Consider the following 15,750-nt stretch of genomic DNA (forward strand, 5'->3'; position numbering starts at 1 on the left):
AATGTCTTCGACAGGTCCTCCGTCGTGGCGTTTTCTCCGACGCGCTGACGTGACAGATTCTTTTATCACGCGGCCGTCGAGTACAGGAGGATGTCGCGATCCGCATGAAACGCCGAGAGCTGGAAGGTTGTCGATGTAACACATACCGGTGGTTCGGTGGCTACCATCGCGCTCGGGCTTCATAGGGAACTCGTGACCATTCCCCCACTCATGAAATGTGAGCCAAGTGAACAATAGGAAGTTGTTGACAGGAGTCGGTGTAGCCGTCGCGAGCGCTGCTGGAGCTGCTGTTTGGGCCCTGTTGTTCCAGCAAGCGAGCACTGCGGGCACCAATCCCGCGGTCACGCCGCCTGCGGCGTCGAACGCCGCCGCGCTGCTGCAGGACGGCCTGCTGCAGGCCCAGAGACACGACTTGGACGGGGCGGAAGTCACGTTCCGGCGGGTTCTGCAGGTAGACCCGAACAACAAGATCGCCTGGTACGACATCGGTGTCGCCGCAACACAGGACGGCAGGCCCGGCGATGCCCTTGAGGCGTACGACGCCGCGCTGAAGATCGACCCGTCGTACACCCAGGCCCTGTACAACAAAGCTCTGCTCTTGAAGCCAAGTGATCCCGAGCAGACAATCGCCCTGCTGAAGCGGACAGTCGCCATCAACCCGAAGGCGTCCACCGCCTATTACCATCTCGGCGACACGCTGATGAGGAGGGGCCGGGACAGCCAGGCGCGGGATGCCTTCCGCCGAGCCGTCGCGGTCGATCCTGCTTTGCAGTCCCAGGTTCCAGAAGAGTTCAGGGAATCTACCGCCCCTTCCCCCACTGCGAGCGCAGACGAGTAATCGACCGTTGTCAGGATGAGCTTCTACGGCGACGACTCCTGAGACCTGGGCTCCGACAGCTCGGAAACACCCGAGGCTCCGCCGCTCACGAACCCGGTCGGCGTCCGTCGCCCAGCGCCCGCAGCGCCCCGTCCGTCAGCCGGTACACCGTCCACTCGTCCTGCGGACGGGCGCCCAGCGACTCGTAGAAGTCGATCGACGGGCGGTTCCAGTTCAGGACGGACCATTCCAGCCGCTGGTATCCGCGCTCCCCGCAGATCCGTGCCAGCTCCGTCAGCAGTGCTTTGCCGTGGCCGGCTCCGCGGGCCACGGGGCGTACGTACAGGTCCTCCAGGTAGATGCCGTGGACGCCGCGCCATGTCGAGAAGTTCAGGAACCACAGGGCGAAGCCGACCGGCTCGCCCGTCGTGTCGTCCACCGCGATGTGCGCGTACGCCGCCGGGCGCTCGCCGAAGAGCGCCTCGTGCAGCTGCTCCGGTGTCGCCCTCGCCTCCTCCAGGGCCTTCTCGTACTCGGCCAGTTCACGGATCAGGGCGTGGATGACGGGGATGTCGGCGGGGGTCGCGGTGCGAATCATGGGGCGAGGCTAACCGGGGATGTCGCGCAGGCGGCGGGCGATCTCCAGCTGCTCGGCCTCCAGGGGGCGGCCGTCCTCGATCTCCCAGAGGGAGTTCTGCAGGACGCGGGCGAGGGTCCAGGCGCGGGCCCGTTGCCGGTCCAGTCCCATCACGTCCGTCATCGCGTCGAAGCGCCGGCGGATCTCGTCCGCGTCGAAGCGGTTGTCGAGGGCGGGACACAGATCGAAGCCGGGGTCGCCGGCCAGCGGCTTCGGGTCGATGGCGAGCCATGGGGCGCGGTCGCAGGCGAGGACGTTCTCGTAGTGGAGGTCCCAGTGCAGGAGGCGGTCGCCGGGTTCGGCGACGACCTCGCGTACGGCGGCGCCGCAGTCGGCGAGGAGGCGGCGGGAGGACGGGTCCGGAACTCGCTCCAGCGCCCACGGCAGCCGCTCCAGCATCGCTTGAGCGATGTCGCCGAGCCGCCGTATGCCCGGCGGTGCCGGTACGGAGGTGAGGTGGGCCAGCAGGCGGGCGATGACCAGGACGGCCTCGCGGGTGTCGGGCTCGTGCGCCAGCATGCGGGCCGGGTCGAGGCGCTCCAGGAGCATGGTGCCGGTGGCCGCGTCGTGTTCGAGGAGCCGTACCGCTCCGTCGCCGTCCCAGACGCGCAGGGCGACCGGCTCGCCCTCGTTCTCCTCGTCGAGGAGCTGGAGTTTGAGGACGGCCGGAGTTCCGTCGGGACGGCGCACGGGAAGGACCAGGGCCGCCACCCCGTGCATGGAGGGGCCGTCGGGGCGCAGCTCCCAGCGGTCGAAGAAGTCCGCGGCCCGCTGCGGGAGCGCGGTGATGAACGCGCGACCGGCTTCTCCGTTGTACTTGAGCTGAGAGGCGGCCAACTCATCCGGAATGTCGATCACATAGGGGACCCTACTGGCGTGGGTGAATCGGCTCATGCGAATTGATGGGGGCCTCCACAGGGTGTGGAGGTACATGTGCAGTGCCCCCGGTACCTACGTCTGGCTCGGGATCCTCTTCGTCACCACGGTGGCCGTGCACCAGATGTCGCCGGAATTCGAGGAGCAGTTCCTGCGGCAGCGCTCGACCAACATCCACGAGCTGTCGAACAACCCGGTGCGGGTGCTGATCGGCAGTGCCATGTGGATCGACGGCGGGCGCTGGGCGCCGTACGCCGTCCTGTACGCCGTCTTCCATGCTCCGGCCGAGCGCTGGCTGGGCACCGCGCGCTGGCTGCTGGTGTGCCTGGCCGCGCACGTGCTGGCCTCGCTCATCAGTGAGGGGGCGCTGCTGCTGGCCGTCCGGCACGGGGTGGCGCCGCACTCGGCGGTCAACACGCTGGACATCGGGGTGAGTTACGCGCTGGCGGGAGTGATCGCGGTGCTCACGTACCGGATCGCGTCGCCCTGGCGGTATCCGTATCTGGCGGTCGTCCTCGTCGGGTACGGGGTGCCGCTCGCGATCGGTCGCACCTTCACCGATCTCGGACATTTCATCTCGGTGCTGATCGGTCTGGCCTGCTATCCGCTGGTCAGGGGCCGCGGAAAAGCACGGAATCCGAAGGAGACAGTGGCCGCTCTCAGGGGTTAACGTCCCCGCCATGAGCAGCTCGGCAAGCAATGTCGTGAACGGCGGCATCTCCTTCTGGTACGCGGACGACGGCCTCCCCGAGACGCGGGAGCCGCTGCCCGGCGACGCGTCCGCCGACGTCGTCATCGTGGGCGGCGGCTACACGGGACTGTGGACCGCGTACTACCTGAAGAAGGCGGCCCCCTTCCTCCGTATCACCGTCCTGGAGCAGAAGTTCTGCGGCTACGGCGCCTCGGGGCGCAACGGCGGCTGGCTCTACAACGGGATCGCGGGCCGCGACCGGTACGCCAAGCTGCACGGCCACGAGGCGGCCGTGCGCCTTCAGCAGGCGATGAACGAGACGGTGGACGAGGTCGTCCGGGTCGCCGCCGAGGAGGGCATCGACGCCGACATCCATCAGGGCGGCGTCCTGGAAGTGGCGTACACACCCGCCCAGTTGGCCCGGCTCAAGGCCTTTCACGCGCATGAGCTGTCGTACGGGGAGAAGGACCGCGAGCTGTACGGCGCCCGTGAGACCGCCGAGCGGATCCGGGTCGCGGACGCGGTGGGCTCGTCCTGGACACCGCACGGGGCGCGGCTGCATCCGGTGAAGCTGGTCAAGGGGCTCGCGGCGGCCGTCGAGGCGCTCGGTGTCACCATCCACGAGCAGACGCGGGTCACGGAGATCCGCCCGAAGCACGCGGTCACGCCGTACGGCACGGTCCGTGCGCCGTACGTGCTGCGCTGCACGGAAGGCTTCACGGCCTCCCTGAAGGGCCAGAAGCGCACCTGGCTGCCCATGAACTCGTCGATGATCGCGACGGAGCCCCTGTCGGCGGAGCAATGGGAGTCGATCGGCTGGGAGGGCCGCGAGACGCTGGGCGACATGGCGCACGCGTACATGTACGCGCAGCGCACCGCCGACGACCGGATCGCGCTCGGCGGTCGGGGCGTCCCGTACCGCTTCGGTTCGCGCACCGACAACGACGGCCGTACACAGCCGGCGACCATCGAGGCGCTGCACGAGATCCTCGTCCGCTTCTTCCCGTCCCTGGCGGGCGTGCGGGTGGCGCACGCCTGGTCGGGTGTTCTCGGCGTCCCCCGCGACTGGTGCGCCACGGTGACCCTGGACCGCTCGACGGGCCTCGGCTGGGCCGGCGGCTACGTCGGCTCGGGCGTCGCCACCACCAACCTCGCCGCGCGCACCCTGCGGGACCTCGTCCAGCAGGACTCCGGGCAGGCGGGCGGGACCGACCTGACCGGGCTTCCCTGGGTCAATCACAAGGTCCGCAAGTGGGAGCCGGAGCCCTTCCGTTGGATCGGCGTCCACGGCATGTACGCCACCTACCGCACGGCAGATCACCGCGAACTGACCACGCACAGCGCCCAGTCGTCGCGTCTGGCTCGGATGGCGGACCGGTTGGCCGGGCGGCACTGAGAAAGCTTTGCTCTCTGATTGCCGTCCCACAGCTCTCTCATAACTCCCCTCCCCCCAAAGCTGTTTGGCAGCTTGTGTCATGTACGCCACGGCTTCCTCAGGGGAGGGCACTTTCATGGCAGCCAACGGCTTCCGAAGAAGGAGACGGGTGTGGGCGGTCCTCGCCGCGAGCGCCGCTCTGGGTCTGACGGTTACGCAGGCCCAGGCGTCGTCGGGCGGTGATACCGACCCCTTCGGTGTGCGAGCGCTACAACGACAGGCCCTTCTGAACCAGCAGAAGGGCCTGTCGGCGTTCGCGGAGGACCCGGGGGACGAGGACGAGGACGAGTCGGGGAACATCGCCGAGCAGGCCGACCAGTACGCGGAGGCGCGGACCTCGCCGGGGATCGTGGCGCCGGGCGCGTACGGGGCCGCGTACGACGAGCTCTCCGGTCTGCGGCACACGGGCGGCAGTTGGAGCGATGTCACCCGGCTGCCGTACGACTCCGACGACTCGCGCTACCGCGACATCAACTCCAATTCCAGCGGCGGCGCGGGCAGGGTCACCGGACGGGTGACCGGGCTCGCGGCCGACAGCCACGGGTATGTGTACGCGGGCTCCGCCAACGGCGGTGTCTTCCGGTCGAGCCGTGGGGGCGGCCACTGGAAGAACATCTCCGACCGGCTGCCCGCCCTGTCCACCGGCGATCTGCAGCTCGACCCGGGCGGCCGCCTCTGGTACGCGACCGGCGAGGCCAACACCAGCGCGACCTCTTTCCTCGGGACCGGCGTCTACGTCCTCGACGATCCGCGCAAGGGCAGCTTCGGCCCGCGTGACCGGGTCGGCGGGGACGAGCTGGAGTCCACGTCCATCAACGCGCTGCGGTTCGGCGGCGGCAAGGTGTGGGCCGCCACCACGCGCGGGGTGTGGAGTCATTCCACCAAGTCCCTGAAGGGCGCTTGGAAGCTGGAGTTCGCGCCCAACCCCGACTATCTGCCGGGTGGTTCGAAGGCGTCCGATCTGTCGGCCGCGTACAAGAACATCACCAGCGACATCGCCATCGACCCGAAGGACCCGAGCAAGGTCGTGCTGGCCGTCGGCTGGCGCGGCGGCGACACGTACAACGGCTTCTACGCGAAGGGCAGCCGGGGCTGGGAGCGGCTGACCGGCCTGGGGGATCTGCCGGCCAACAGTGAGGACGTCGGCAATGTGACCTTCGCGCGCAGCGCGGACGGGTCGCGGTACTACGCCATCGACCAGTCGCCCGAGATGACCGCCGAGAACCCGGACAGCGGTCTCGAGGGCGTCTTCGTCTCCAAGTCCGGTTCACCGACCGGGCCCTGGACGAGGATCGCGGGATACGAGCAGCTGCGGGACTCCGGCTCCGCGCTCACCGGTGACGGATACCAGCCCGGCATCCAGGCCTGGTACGACCAGTTCCTCCAGGTCGACCCGAAGGACCCCGACCATGTGTACGCGGGCCTGGAGGAGGTCTTCGAGACCAAGAACGGCGGCGCGAGCTGGAGCGTGCCCGGGCCGTACTGGAACTTCGGCTTCGCCTGCTGGTCCATCGACCCGGCGAAGCAGAGCGGCGACTGCCCGGCGACCACCCATCCCGACCAGCACTCGGTCGCGATCGGCAGTGACGGGGGTGCTCCGTATGTGGTGGTCGGCGACGACGGCGGTGTCTACAAGCGGCCCGTGAAGGGAAGCGCCGACGCCTCGGGGCACGCCACCGACTGGAAGTCCCTGAACGACGGCACGATGGACGCGCTGCAGTACTACTCGGTGGGCGTGGGGACCGACTCCCGCGGCCTCGCCGTCACCGGCGGCCTGCAGGACAACGGGCAGTCGGTCCTGCGGCCCGGTGACCGTGTGATGGGCTCCAACTTCGGCGGGGACGGCGGCGACACGATCGCCGACCCGGACAACGGGTGCAACATCGCCGCGGAGTACGTCTACCTGGCGGTCTCGGTCACCAACAACTGCGCGGTGAACGACGGAGGGTGGGTCACCGACCCGTCGAAGGCGACCTCGTACTCCGTGGCCCCGCCCGACAACGCCACCGGTGAGGCCCGCTTCATCGCCCCGCTGAACGCCGACATCAAGGACAAGAACACCTGGGTCGCCGGCGGCCGCCACGTCTGGATCAACACCCATGGGTACGCGATCCGCAGCGGCGGTGAGTGGTTCGGCGCGTACGACCTCGGAGTGGGCCACACGGCCACCGCCGTCGCCTCCTCGGGCGGCAAGGTGTACGCGGCCTGGTGCGGCCCCTGCAACAACCAGGGCTTCACCCGGGGCATCGCGGTGGGCAACGCCGACGGCACGGGCTGGCACCAGCTGACCCTCCCGGTCGACGGCACGGTCCCCAACCGCTACCTGTCCGGCCTCGCCGTCGACCCGGCCGACTCCGACCATGTGCTGCTCGCCGTCAACGGCTTCTCGCGCAAGTGGACCGAGGGTCCGGGCGCGGGCGTCGGGCACCTGTTCGAGACGAAGGACGGCGGGGTGACCTGGAAGGACGTCTCCGGGAATCTGCCGGACGTGCCCGCCAACTCGGTGGCCCTGCTGAAGGGCGGCGTCGTCGCGGTCGGTACGGACCTCGGCGTGCTGGTGCGGACCTCCCGGTCCTCCGGCTGGAAGGTCGCCGGGGACAACCTGCCCACCACGGCCGTGCTCCAGTTGCGCACCGGGCCCGACGGGCGGCTGTACGCGGCTACGCACGGGCGCGGGATCTGGGCGATCGACGTACGGCGACTGCGCTGATCCCCTGACAGGTACGGCAGCGGGGCGGGACCGGACCGGGTCCCGCCCCGCTGCCGTGCGGGCGGCCGGTTCAGGCCACCGACTCGGGCAAGCGCGCGCCCGCGGGCGCGCGCTTCGGGGGCTTCGCCGTGACCATCAGGCCCGCGACCAGGCCGGCCAGCAGCATGATGCCGACGACCCACCAGATGGCGACGGTGTAGCCGTGCACGATGCCCTCCTTCGTGACCAGGGCCTGCTGGGCGGGATCGTGGAGGTGGGCGGCGATGTACGCCGCGGCACTGGTGGTGGCGACGGTGTTCAGGAGGGCCGTACCGATCGAACCGCCGACCTGCTGAGCGGTGTTGACCGTCGCCGACGTCACGCCCGAGTCCTGCGGGGCGACCCCGGCGGTGGCGGTGGCGAAGATCGGCATGAAGGTCAGGCCCATGCCGAGGCCCATCAGGATCAGGCCGGGCAGCAGCCGGCCCGAGTAGTCGGAGTCGACTGTCAGCCGGGTGAAGATCAGCATGCCGCCGGCCGCGAGGATCATGCCGGGGACCATCAGCATGCGCGGCGCCACGTACTGCAGCAGCCGGGCCGAGATCTGCGTGGAACCGACGACGATCGCGGCCGTCAGCGGCAGGAAGGCCAGGCCGGTCTTCACGGGCGAGTAGCCGAGGACGACCTGCAGGTAGTAGGTCAGGAACAGGAACATGCCGAACAGGCCGATGACGGCGAGGGCCATCGTCAGGAAGCAGCCGGCGCGGTTGCGGTCCTTGACGATGTGCAGGGGGAGCAGTGGGCTCGGGGCCGTCCTCTGCCAGAGAACGAAGGCGGTCAGCAGGACGACGCCGACCGCGAACAGGGACAGCACCAGCGGGTCCGTCCAGCCGCGCGGCGCCGCCTCGCTGAAGCCGTAGACGAGCGCGACCAGTCCGCCGCAGCCCAGCACCACACCGGGGATGTCGAGCCGGGCGCCCTTGTTGCCCGGGGGGTCGCGCAGCAGCGAGAAGGCGCCGAAGACCGCGATGATCGCGATGGGGATGTTGACGTACAGGCACCAGCGCCAGTTCAGGTATTCGGTCAGCAGCCCGCCCGCGATCAAGCCGATCGCCGAACCGCTGCCCGCGAGGGCCCCGTAGACGCCGAAGGCCTTTCCGCGCTCCTTCGGGGCGGTGAAGGTGGTGGTGAGCAGCGACAGCGCGGAGGGGGCCAGTACGGCGGCGAAGGTGCCCTGGAGCGCGCGGGCGCCGAAGAGCATGCCGGGGCTGGTGGCCGCGCCGCCGACCGCGGAGGCTAAGGCGAACCCTGTGAGCCCGAAGACGAAGGTGCGTTTGCGGCCGACGAGGTCGGCGATCCGGCCGCCGAGCAGCAGCAGACCGCCGAAGGCCAGCGTGTACGCCGTGATGACCCACTGCCGGTTGCCGTCGGAGATGCCCAGGTCGTGCTGCGCGGAGGGGAGCGCGATGTTCACGATGGTCGCGTCCAGGACGACCATCAGCTGTGCGAGGGCGGTGATCACCAGGCCCCACCAGCGGTGGGGGTCGGCGTCCGCGGGAGCCTTGGATTCACCTGTTCGGGTGACGCTCACTCGGTCAGAAGACCATGAATCGGGACGTATCGCATCTCTTGTCGTAGGGCCGTCGCTCAGGGCTCCAGCACCACCTTTCCGATGGTGCCCCGGGTTTCCAGCGCCCGGTGGGCGGCGGCCGCCTCGGCGAGCGGGAAGCGCGTCACGGCGGGGCTGAGGCGACCGGCGGCCGCTTCGGTGAGGGCGCGCAGTTCCAGGGTCCGTACGGGGTTGGGGCCGCCCGCCCTCCGCAGCATCACGGGGCCGAGCACCTGCTCCGTCACGCCCTCGACGACCAGCGGCTCCCCGTCCTGGATGCCCTCGCCGGACCAGCCGAAGACGATGTGCTTGCCGCCGGGCCCGAGCAGGCCGACGGCGGCGCGGGCGATCTCGCCGCCGACGCCGTCGAAGACGACCGTCGCCGTGCGCGGGCCCAGATGTGCGCGGACCTGCTGCGGCCAGGTGGGGTCCTTGTAGTCGACGGCCAGGTCGGCGCCGTTCTCGCGCACCCGGGCCACCTTCTCCGGGCCGCCCGCCAGACCGATCACGGTGGCGCCCGCGTGCTTCGCGTACTGCACGAGGAGGGTGCCGATGCCGCCCGCGGCGGCGGGGACGACGGCCACCGCATCGGGGCCGAGCTCGGCGAACTGCAGGATCCCCATGGCCGTACGGCCTGTTCCGATCATGGCGACGGCCTGGGCGAAGTCCAGGTTCTCGGGGATCTCGTGGAGGCGGTCGACATCGGTCACGGCGAGTTCGGCGTAGCCCCCGGGTGCGAAGCCGAGATGGGCGACGACGCGCTTGCCGAGCCAGAGACCGGCCACGCCCTCACCGAGGGACTCGACGGTTCCGGCGACCTCGCGGCCCGGGATCGTCGGCAGTGGTGTGGGCTCGGGGGCCGGGCCCCGCATGCCCTCGCGCAGGGCCGCGTCCAGGAGGTGGACGCCCGCCGCGGCCACGGCGATACGGACCTGGCCGGGGCCCGGCTCGGGGTCCTCGGCCTTCTCGTGCGTGAGGTTCTCGGCCGGGCCGAAGACGTGCAGGCGGATGGCGTGCATGGTGGGTTCCCCAATCGTTCCGAGAAACCCAGCTTTCAACCTCAAGCATGCTTGAGGTCAAGGCGTTCCCGGATCCCGAAGGCCAGCGCGACGGCTTCGAGGGCGCTGTTGAAGGAGACCTCCGAGAGGACCCCGGGGGCGGCGACCTGGTCTCCCGCGAGGTAGACGCCGTCGCCCCGGTCGATGGACGGCCGGTCCCGCCAGCTCGTGCCGGGCAGGTCGACCGCGCCGGTACGGCCGTTGGCGACGGCCTCCCGCCGCCAGACGACGCGCTCGCGCCAGCCCCCGAAGGCGAGGTCGAGCAGGTGCTCGGCACGGGCGATGCCGTCCGTCCCGGACTCGTGCGGGGCGATCGGGATCTGGCCCTGGATGAGCTGCTCCCCGGCCGGGGCGAGGGTGCGGTCCTGAGCCGTGAACCGTTCGATCCAGCCGGGCGCGTCCAGGTCGGAGACGGCGAAGGCGTCCCCTCGGCGGGTGCGCACGGCCAGGTCGACGAGGGTCGTCCGCCCGCTGTTCCAGGTCAGCGAGTCGTCCTTGAGGAGCTGGCGGGCGGAGGCGAGGGAGGTGGCCACGATGACCGGCCCCTGACCCACGGGGACGGTGTCCACACGGGCCAGGGTCTCCATACGGACGCCGAGATTCCATGCCCGGGCGGCCATCCGGTCGATGACGCTCGCCCAGCCGCCCCTCGGGTAGTGCGCCTCCGGGGGCAGCTTGGTGGCCCGGCGCAGCCGTTCCTGCACGAACGCGGCGGAGAGCGCGCCGGGGTCGTGGTGGAAGAGGGCGACGGCGGAGTAGTGCGCGGCGGCCCGGGCGCCTTCCTCCCCGGCCTGTTGGATCGCCCACGTCATGAAGTCGACGTCCACCGGCGCCTGTTGTGAGGAGCGGCGCAGCAGCTTGAGCATCGCGAAGGGCGGGGTGCGGCGCAGGGCGCCCTTGTGGTGCAGCCGCAGCCGGGCGGCTTCCAGGGGCGGGATCGGGGCGAGCGGCCCGATCAGGTCTCGCTGCTTGAGCCACGTCCAGTGCGGGCCCCCGCTGTAGAGGGCGTGGGGGCCGTCGTTCGTCCGGTACGGGCCCTCGGCGGTGCGGGCCCGGCCGCCGAGCGTGTGGTGCGCCTCGTACACGGTGACCTTGGCACCGGCCTCGGCGGCGGTGATGGCTGCGGTGAGTCCGGCGAAGCCGCCGCCGATGACGGTGATGTGCTGCATGGTTGGCCTCTCCCTGCTGTGGGGCGTCTTGGTGAATACGACAGGTCGAGGGCCCCGGAATGTGACATGGGCGGCGTCATCGCAGGTCGGGGGATTGTCAGTGGCGGCGTGCAGTATGGGGGCATGGCGAGGAGAGCGGCGGGCGGGAGCGGCGGTTCGGGCGCGAAGGCGTCCGGGACCGGGGTGAAGGCGGCACGGCGACCGGAGGTGCGGCTGCCGGCACTGGAGCCGTACGGCGGCGGGGAGTTGGAGCCGGACGGGGACTACGACGGGCTGGAGTTCCAGGAGCTGGACTTCGTCGGGCAGGACGGCGGGGGCGCCCGTTTCATGGACTGCGCGCTGACGGGCTGCGCGCTGGACGAGACGTCGCTGCATCGCGCGCGCGTACTGGACTCGGTCCTCACGGGCATACGGGGCGTGGGCACCGATCTCGCCGAGTCGACCCTGCGCGACGTCGAACTGATCGACGCCCGCCTCGGCGGAGTGCAACTGCACGGATCCGTGCTGGAGCGCGTCCTGATCCGCGGCGGCAAGATCGACTACCTGAACCTGCGCAAGGCCCACCTCAAGGACGTCGTCTTCGAGGGCTGCGTCCTGGTCGAGCCGGACTTCGGGGGCGCCCGGCTGGAGCGCGTCGAGTTCGTGGACTGCGTCCTCAAGGGCGCGGACCTCACCTCGGCGACCCTCACGGACGTGGACCTGCGCGCGGCCGCGGAGCTGGACATCGCGCGGGGAGTGGGCCGCCTGGCGGGGGCGGTGATCAGCCCGGTCCAGCTGATGGACCTGGCGCCGGCGCTGGCGGCCGAGATGGGGGTGCGGGTGGTGGGGGGCGACCAGGACTGATCGGGCAGGGGCGATGCGGCCCCGCCGTTCTCCTCGGACCGGCCGACGCGTAGGCGTGCGGGGTGGGGTCAGCTCACCCGGGGGAAGCGGGCCTGGAGGGTCCAGATCGCCGGGTTCTCGGCGAGGTCGTCGTGCAGGTCGGTGAGGTCGGCGATCAGGTCGTGCAGGAAGTCGCGGGCCTCGCGGCGGAGTGCGGAGTGGGAGAAGGTCAGCGGTTCCTCGTCGCCCGGCATCCAGTCGGCCTCGATGTCCACCCAGCCGAAACGGCGCTCGAAGAGCATGCGGTCGGTCGACTCGGTGAAGTCCAGCTCCGCCTGCTGCGGCCGGGAGGCCCGGCTGCCGAGCGGGTCCTGGTCGAGCTGCTCCACGATGTCGCACAGCGCCCAGGCGAAGTCGAGCACCGGCACCCATCCCCAGGCTGTGGACAGCTCCCGGTCCGCCTTGGTGTCGGCGAGGTAGACGTCGCCGCAGAACAGGTCGTGCCGCAGCGCGTGGACGTCCGCGCGGCGGTAGTCGGTCTGCGGGGGGTCGGGGAAGCGGTTGGAGAGGGCGTAGCCGATGTCGAGCACGTAGGTGATGGTGTCACGGCGGGCCGGGCGGCTCGGCCGACCACGGGGTGACGGTGCCGGGGCGCCCGAGAGCGGTGTCGCCCTAGGCCCTGTCGTCAAATTCCCGTCTGCCCCGCGACGCCATGCACGCACTCTCGCCGCACCGGGCACAGACCCAAGTACATCCAGTACGAGGGCCTGTGCCCGGCACGCCGAGAGCACGCACCTGACGCCGCAGGGCCCGCCCTCCGGGCGGACGACGGGAATGTGACGACAGGACCTAGGATCAGGGATGTGCCCCGATCTTCCGTCGCCGTCCCCTTTGCCCTGGCGCTCGTCGTCGCCCTCACCGGGTGCAGTGGAGGCGGCGTGCACGGGAAGCCCGGTGCGTCCGGTGTCCGCGACCCGTACTTCCCGAAGATGGGCAACGGCGGCCATGACGTCACCCACTACGGTCTGACGCTCTCCTACGACCCCAAGGCACGGCATCTCGTCGGCACGGCGGAGATCACGGCCAGGGCCACCCAGAACCTCAGCGCGTTCAACCTCGACCTCAAGGGGCTGGACGTCGACGGCGTCACCGTCGAGGGCAGGGTCGCCCGCTGGAACCGCGCCGGACAGGAGTTGACCGTGCGTCCGCACGACGACCTCGACCAGGGGGAGACGTTCCGTGCGACGGTCCGCTACTCGGGCGACCCCGAGACGATCACCGACCCCGACAGCTCGCAGGAGGGCTGGCTGCGCACGGCCGACGGCTCGCTCGCCCTCGGCGAACCCACCGGCTCGATGGCGTGGTTCCCCGGCAACCACCATCCCTCCGACAAGGCGTCGTACGACATCAGGATCACGGTCCCGAAGGGCCTGCAGGCCGTTTCCAACGGTGAGTTGAAGAGCGAGACGACCAAGAACGGCCGGACGACCTTCGCCTGGCACACCGCCGAGCCGATGGCGAGCTATCTCGCCACGGTCGCGATCGGCACGTTCAGGATCACGCGCTCGACGATGAAGAACGGCCTGCCGGTGTACGTGGCCGTCGATCCGACGCAGGTCGAGGCGAGCAAGAAGGTGCTCGCGCGCATACCCGAGATCATGGAGTGGGAGGAGTACAACTTCGGTCCGTATCCCTTCTCCTCGACGGGCGCGATCGTCGGCCGCCCGGACGACGCGGACTACGCCCTGGAGACCCAGAACCGCCCCGCCTTCCCGGGTGCCCCCGGGACCGAGCTCCTTGTCCACGAACTGGCCCACCAGTGGTACGGCGATTCCGTCACCCCCAAGACCTGGCGGGACATGTGGCTCAACGAGGGCTTCGCCACCTACGCGGCGTGGCTGTGGCAGGAGGACCACGGCGGCGACACGGCCGACGAGATCTTCCACTCCCTCTACAAGGGCGACTACTACGAGAGCAAGGAGGAGAACCAGGCCGTCTGGGCCTTCCCGCCCACCAAGCCCTCCGACGCCGCGCACATCTCCGACGGCCCCGTCTACGACCGTGGCGCGATGGTCCTCCACAAGATCCGCCAGACCGTCGGCGACGACACGTTCTACGACATCATCCAGGGCTGGGCCGCCACCCACCGCCACGGCAACGTGGACACCGACGACTTCACGGCGTACGTCGAGAAGAAGGCGCCGGACAAGGACTTCAGCGAGATCTGGAAGGACTGGCTGTACGGGGAGGGAAAGCCGGACCACCCGTGAGGGGCGGGGTGGCCCGACTGCCGGTCTCCGGCCTCTAGTTCACGTTCACCGCGGTCCAGGCGGAAGCGACCGCCTGATACTCGGCACTGCTCGCGCCGTACAGGTCGCTCGCCGCCTTGAGGGTGGCGACGCGTGCGGCGGCGTAGTCCGTCGAGGACGTGAAGTACGTGGTCAGGGCCTTGTACCAGATCTGGTAGGCCTTGTCGCGGCCGATGCCGGTGACCGTCGAGCCGTTGTAGGTGGGCGAGTTGTAGCTGACGCCGTTGATGGTCTTCGCGCCGCTGCCTTCGCTCAGCAGGTAGAAGAAGTGGTTGGCGACGCCCGAGGAGTAGTGCACGTCGAGGCGGCCGACGGTGCGCGACCAGTAGTCGGCGGAGCCGCCGTCCTTGCTGGGCTTGTCCATGTAGCGCAGCGGGGTGCCGTCGCCGTTGATGTCGATCTTCTCGCCTATGAGGTAGTCGCCGACGTCGGAGGAGTTGTTCGCGAAGAACTCGACCGAGGTGCCGAAGATGTCGGACGTCGCCTCGTTGAGACCCCCGGACTCGCGGGTGTACTTCAGTCCGGCCGTGGCGGCGGTCAGGCCGTGGCTCATCTCGTGCCCGGCCACGTCGAGCGAGGTGAGCGGGTGGGTGTTGCCGATGCCGTCGCCGTACGTCATGCAGAAGCAGCTGTCGGACCAGAAGGCGTTGACGTACGCGGTGCCGTAGTGGACGCGGGAGTAGGCGGCCTTGCCGTCGCCGGCGATGCCGTTGCGGTTGAACGCGGACTTGTAGAAGTCCCAGGTCACGGCGGCGCCGTAGGCGGCGTCGACGGCCGCGGTCTGCCGGTTGGCGGGTGTGCCGTCGCCCCAGCTGTCGTCCGCGTCGTGGAAGAGAGTGCCGGTGCCGGACGTACCGCCGTTCAGGTCGTACGTCTTGTGGCCGCCGCGACCGCCGTCGATCAGGTCGTAGCCGCCGGAGGAGGAGGCGGTGGTGCCGAGGGCCACGGTGCCGCTGTACTCACTGGCGCCCGTGCCGGTGTCGATCGCCTCGTAGTCGTACAGCTTCTTGCCGGTGGCGGCGTCGGTGATGACGTGCAGTTCGCTCGGGGTGCCGTCGTGCTGGAGACCCTTGACGACGGACTCGTACGCGAGGACGGGCTTGGCGGGGACGGCCCAGACCACCTTGCGGGTGGTGGTGGACGTGGTCTTCGCGGAGCCGGCTGCGCTGAGCGCGGACTTCTTCGCGGCGGATGTGGGTACGGCGGCCTCGGTGGACGCGACGGATATCCGTGCGGCGGTCGCCTTGTCGACGCCCTTGAGCGCCCCGTTCTTCGCCACGTGAGTGACCAGGTCGCCGCCGAGGACGGGCAGCCCGGCGTAGGTCCGCTCGTAGCGGGTGTGGACCGTGCCGTTCGCGTCCTTGACGACATCCCGGACGACGAGTTTCTCCTGGGCGCCGAGCCCGAGCTTGTCCGCCGTCGCACCGGCGTGGGACTGGGCCGACGTGAGGGCGGCGTTGCGGGCGGAGGCGCTCAAGGGGAGGGCTGTTGCCCCACCGCTCTGGTCCGGGGCGGCGGTGGCCGACCCGTTCTGCACGGCGAGTACGACCATCGCGGCGGATGCGGCGAGGGCGGTGACGCGGAGCGCGGTCTTGCGCGGGGTGTGCGCGGCGCGGGACTGCAGTCTCACTCGAACTC

General features: G+C 70.1%; 13 protein-coding genes. 6 read left to right on the forward strand and 7 right to left on the reverse strand.

Annotated features, from left to right (window positions below; translation table 11 throughout):
• Positions 1-226: 226 nt before the first annotated feature.
• Positions 227-838 (forward strand): tetratricopeptide repeat protein, encoded by a 612-nt coding sequence (locus tag IEY95_RS13030; RefSeq protein ID WP_189186143.1) that lies wholly within the window; start codon positions 227-229, stop codon positions 836-838.
• A gap of 85 nt (positions 839-923) precedes the next feature.
• Here the strand turns inward: IEY95_RS13030 and IEY95_RS13035 are convergent, their stop codons facing one another.
• Positions 924-1,415: a GNAT family N-acetyltransferase gene (locus IEY95_RS13035; protein ID WP_189186144.1), complete on the reverse strand. Its 492-nt coding sequence runs from the start codon at positions 1,413-1,415 to the stop codon at positions 924-926.
• 9 nt (positions 1,416-1,424) lie between these two features.
• On the reverse strand, positions 1,425-2,348 hold the full coding sequence (locus IEY95_RS13040; protein ID WP_189186145.1) for an aminoglycoside phosphotransferase family protein: 924 nt from the start codon (positions 2,346-2,348) through the stop codon (positions 1,425-1,427).
• Between IEY95_RS13040 and IEY95_RS13045 the strand changes: the two genes are divergently transcribed.
• The 3 genes from IEY95_RS13045 to IEY95_RS13055 all read left to right on the forward strand — a co-directional run bounded on the left by IEY95_RS13045 (position 2,347) and on the right by IEY95_RS13055 (position 7,166).
• On the forward strand, positions 2,347-3,000 hold the full coding sequence (locus IEY95_RS13045) for a rhomboid-like protein (protein WP_189186146.1): 654 nt from the start codon (positions 2,347-2,349) through the stop codon (positions 2,998-3,000). The genes IEY95_RS13040 and IEY95_RS13045 overlap by 2 nt on opposite strands.
• A gap of 10 nt (positions 3,001-3,010) precedes the next feature.
• Positions 3,011-4,417 (forward strand): NAD(P)/FAD-dependent oxidoreductase, encoded by a 1,407-nt coding sequence (locus tag IEY95_RS13050; RefSeq protein ID WP_189186147.1) that lies wholly within the window; start codon positions 3,011-3,013, stop codon positions 4,415-4,417.
• Positions 4,418-4,532: 115 nt separating this feature from the next.
• Positions 4,533-7,166: a glycosyl hydrolase gene (locus tag IEY95_RS13055; protein WP_189186148.1), complete on the forward strand. Its 2,634-nt coding sequence runs from the start codon at positions 4,533-4,535 to the stop codon at positions 7,164-7,166.
• A gap of 70 nt (positions 7,167-7,236) precedes the next feature.
• Here the strand turns inward: IEY95_RS13055 and IEY95_RS13060 are convergent, their stop codons facing one another.
• The 3 genes from IEY95_RS13060 to IEY95_RS13070 are packed head-to-tail and all read right to left on the reverse strand — an operon-like array spanning position 7,237 to position 10,981.
• Positions 7,237-8,736, reverse strand: coding sequence for an MFS transporter (locus IEY95_RS13060; RefSeq protein WP_189186149.1), 1,500 nt, complete (start codon positions 8,734-8,736; stop codon positions 7,237-7,239).
• 56 nt (positions 8,737-8,792) lie between these two features.
• Positions 8,793-9,773 (reverse strand): zinc-binding dehydrogenase, encoded by a 981-nt coding sequence (locus IEY95_RS13065; RefSeq protein ID WP_189186150.1) that lies wholly within the window; start codon positions 9,771-9,773, stop codon positions 8,793-8,795.
• Positions 9,774-9,814: 41 nt separating this feature from the next.
• The gene (locus tag IEY95_RS13070; protein WP_189186151.1) at positions 9,815-10,981 is read right to left on the reverse strand and encodes an FAD-dependent oxidoreductase; all 1,167 of its coding nucleotides are present in this window, start codon (positions 10,979-10,981) and stop codon (positions 9,815-9,817) included.
• Between the two features lie 123 nt (positions 10,982-11,104).
• On the opposite strand from IEY95_RS13070, the gene IEY95_RS13075 reads away from it, so the two are divergent.
• Entirely contained in the window at positions 11,105-11,824 is a 720-nt protein-coding gene (locus IEY95_RS13075) for a pentapeptide repeat-containing protein (protein WP_189186152.1), read from the forward strand.
• A gap of 68 nt (positions 11,825-11,892) precedes the next feature.
• Here IEY95_RS13075 and IEY95_RS13080 read toward each other — a convergent pair whose 3' ends face one another.
• Positions 11,893-12,393, reverse strand: a complete 501-nt coding sequence (locus IEY95_RS13080) for a hypothetical protein (RefSeq protein ID WP_189186153.1) — start codon at positions 12,391-12,393, stop codon at positions 11,893-11,895.
• Positions 12,394-12,666: 273 nt separating this feature from the next.
• On the opposite strand from IEY95_RS13080, the gene IEY95_RS13085 reads away from it, so the two are divergent.
• Positions 12,667-14,073, forward strand: a complete 1,407-nt coding sequence (locus tag IEY95_RS13085; protein WP_189186154.1) for a M1 family metallopeptidase — start codon at positions 12,667-12,669, stop codon at positions 14,071-14,073.
• Positions 14,074-14,107: 34 nt separating this feature from the next.
• Here the strand turns inward: IEY95_RS13085 and IEY95_RS13090 are convergent, their stop codons facing one another.
• Complete coding sequence (locus IEY95_RS13090) at positions 14,108-15,664, reverse strand: M4 family metallopeptidase (protein WP_189186488.1); 1,557 nt, start codon at positions 15,662-15,664, stop codon at positions 14,108-14,110.
• Positions 15,665-15,750: the final 86 nt, after the last annotated feature.

Source organism: Streptomyces albiflavescens (assembly GCF_014645835.1).
Taxonomy (GTDB): Bacteria; Actinomycetota; Actinomycetes; order Streptomycetales; family Streptomycetaceae; genus Streptomyces; species Streptomyces albiflavescens.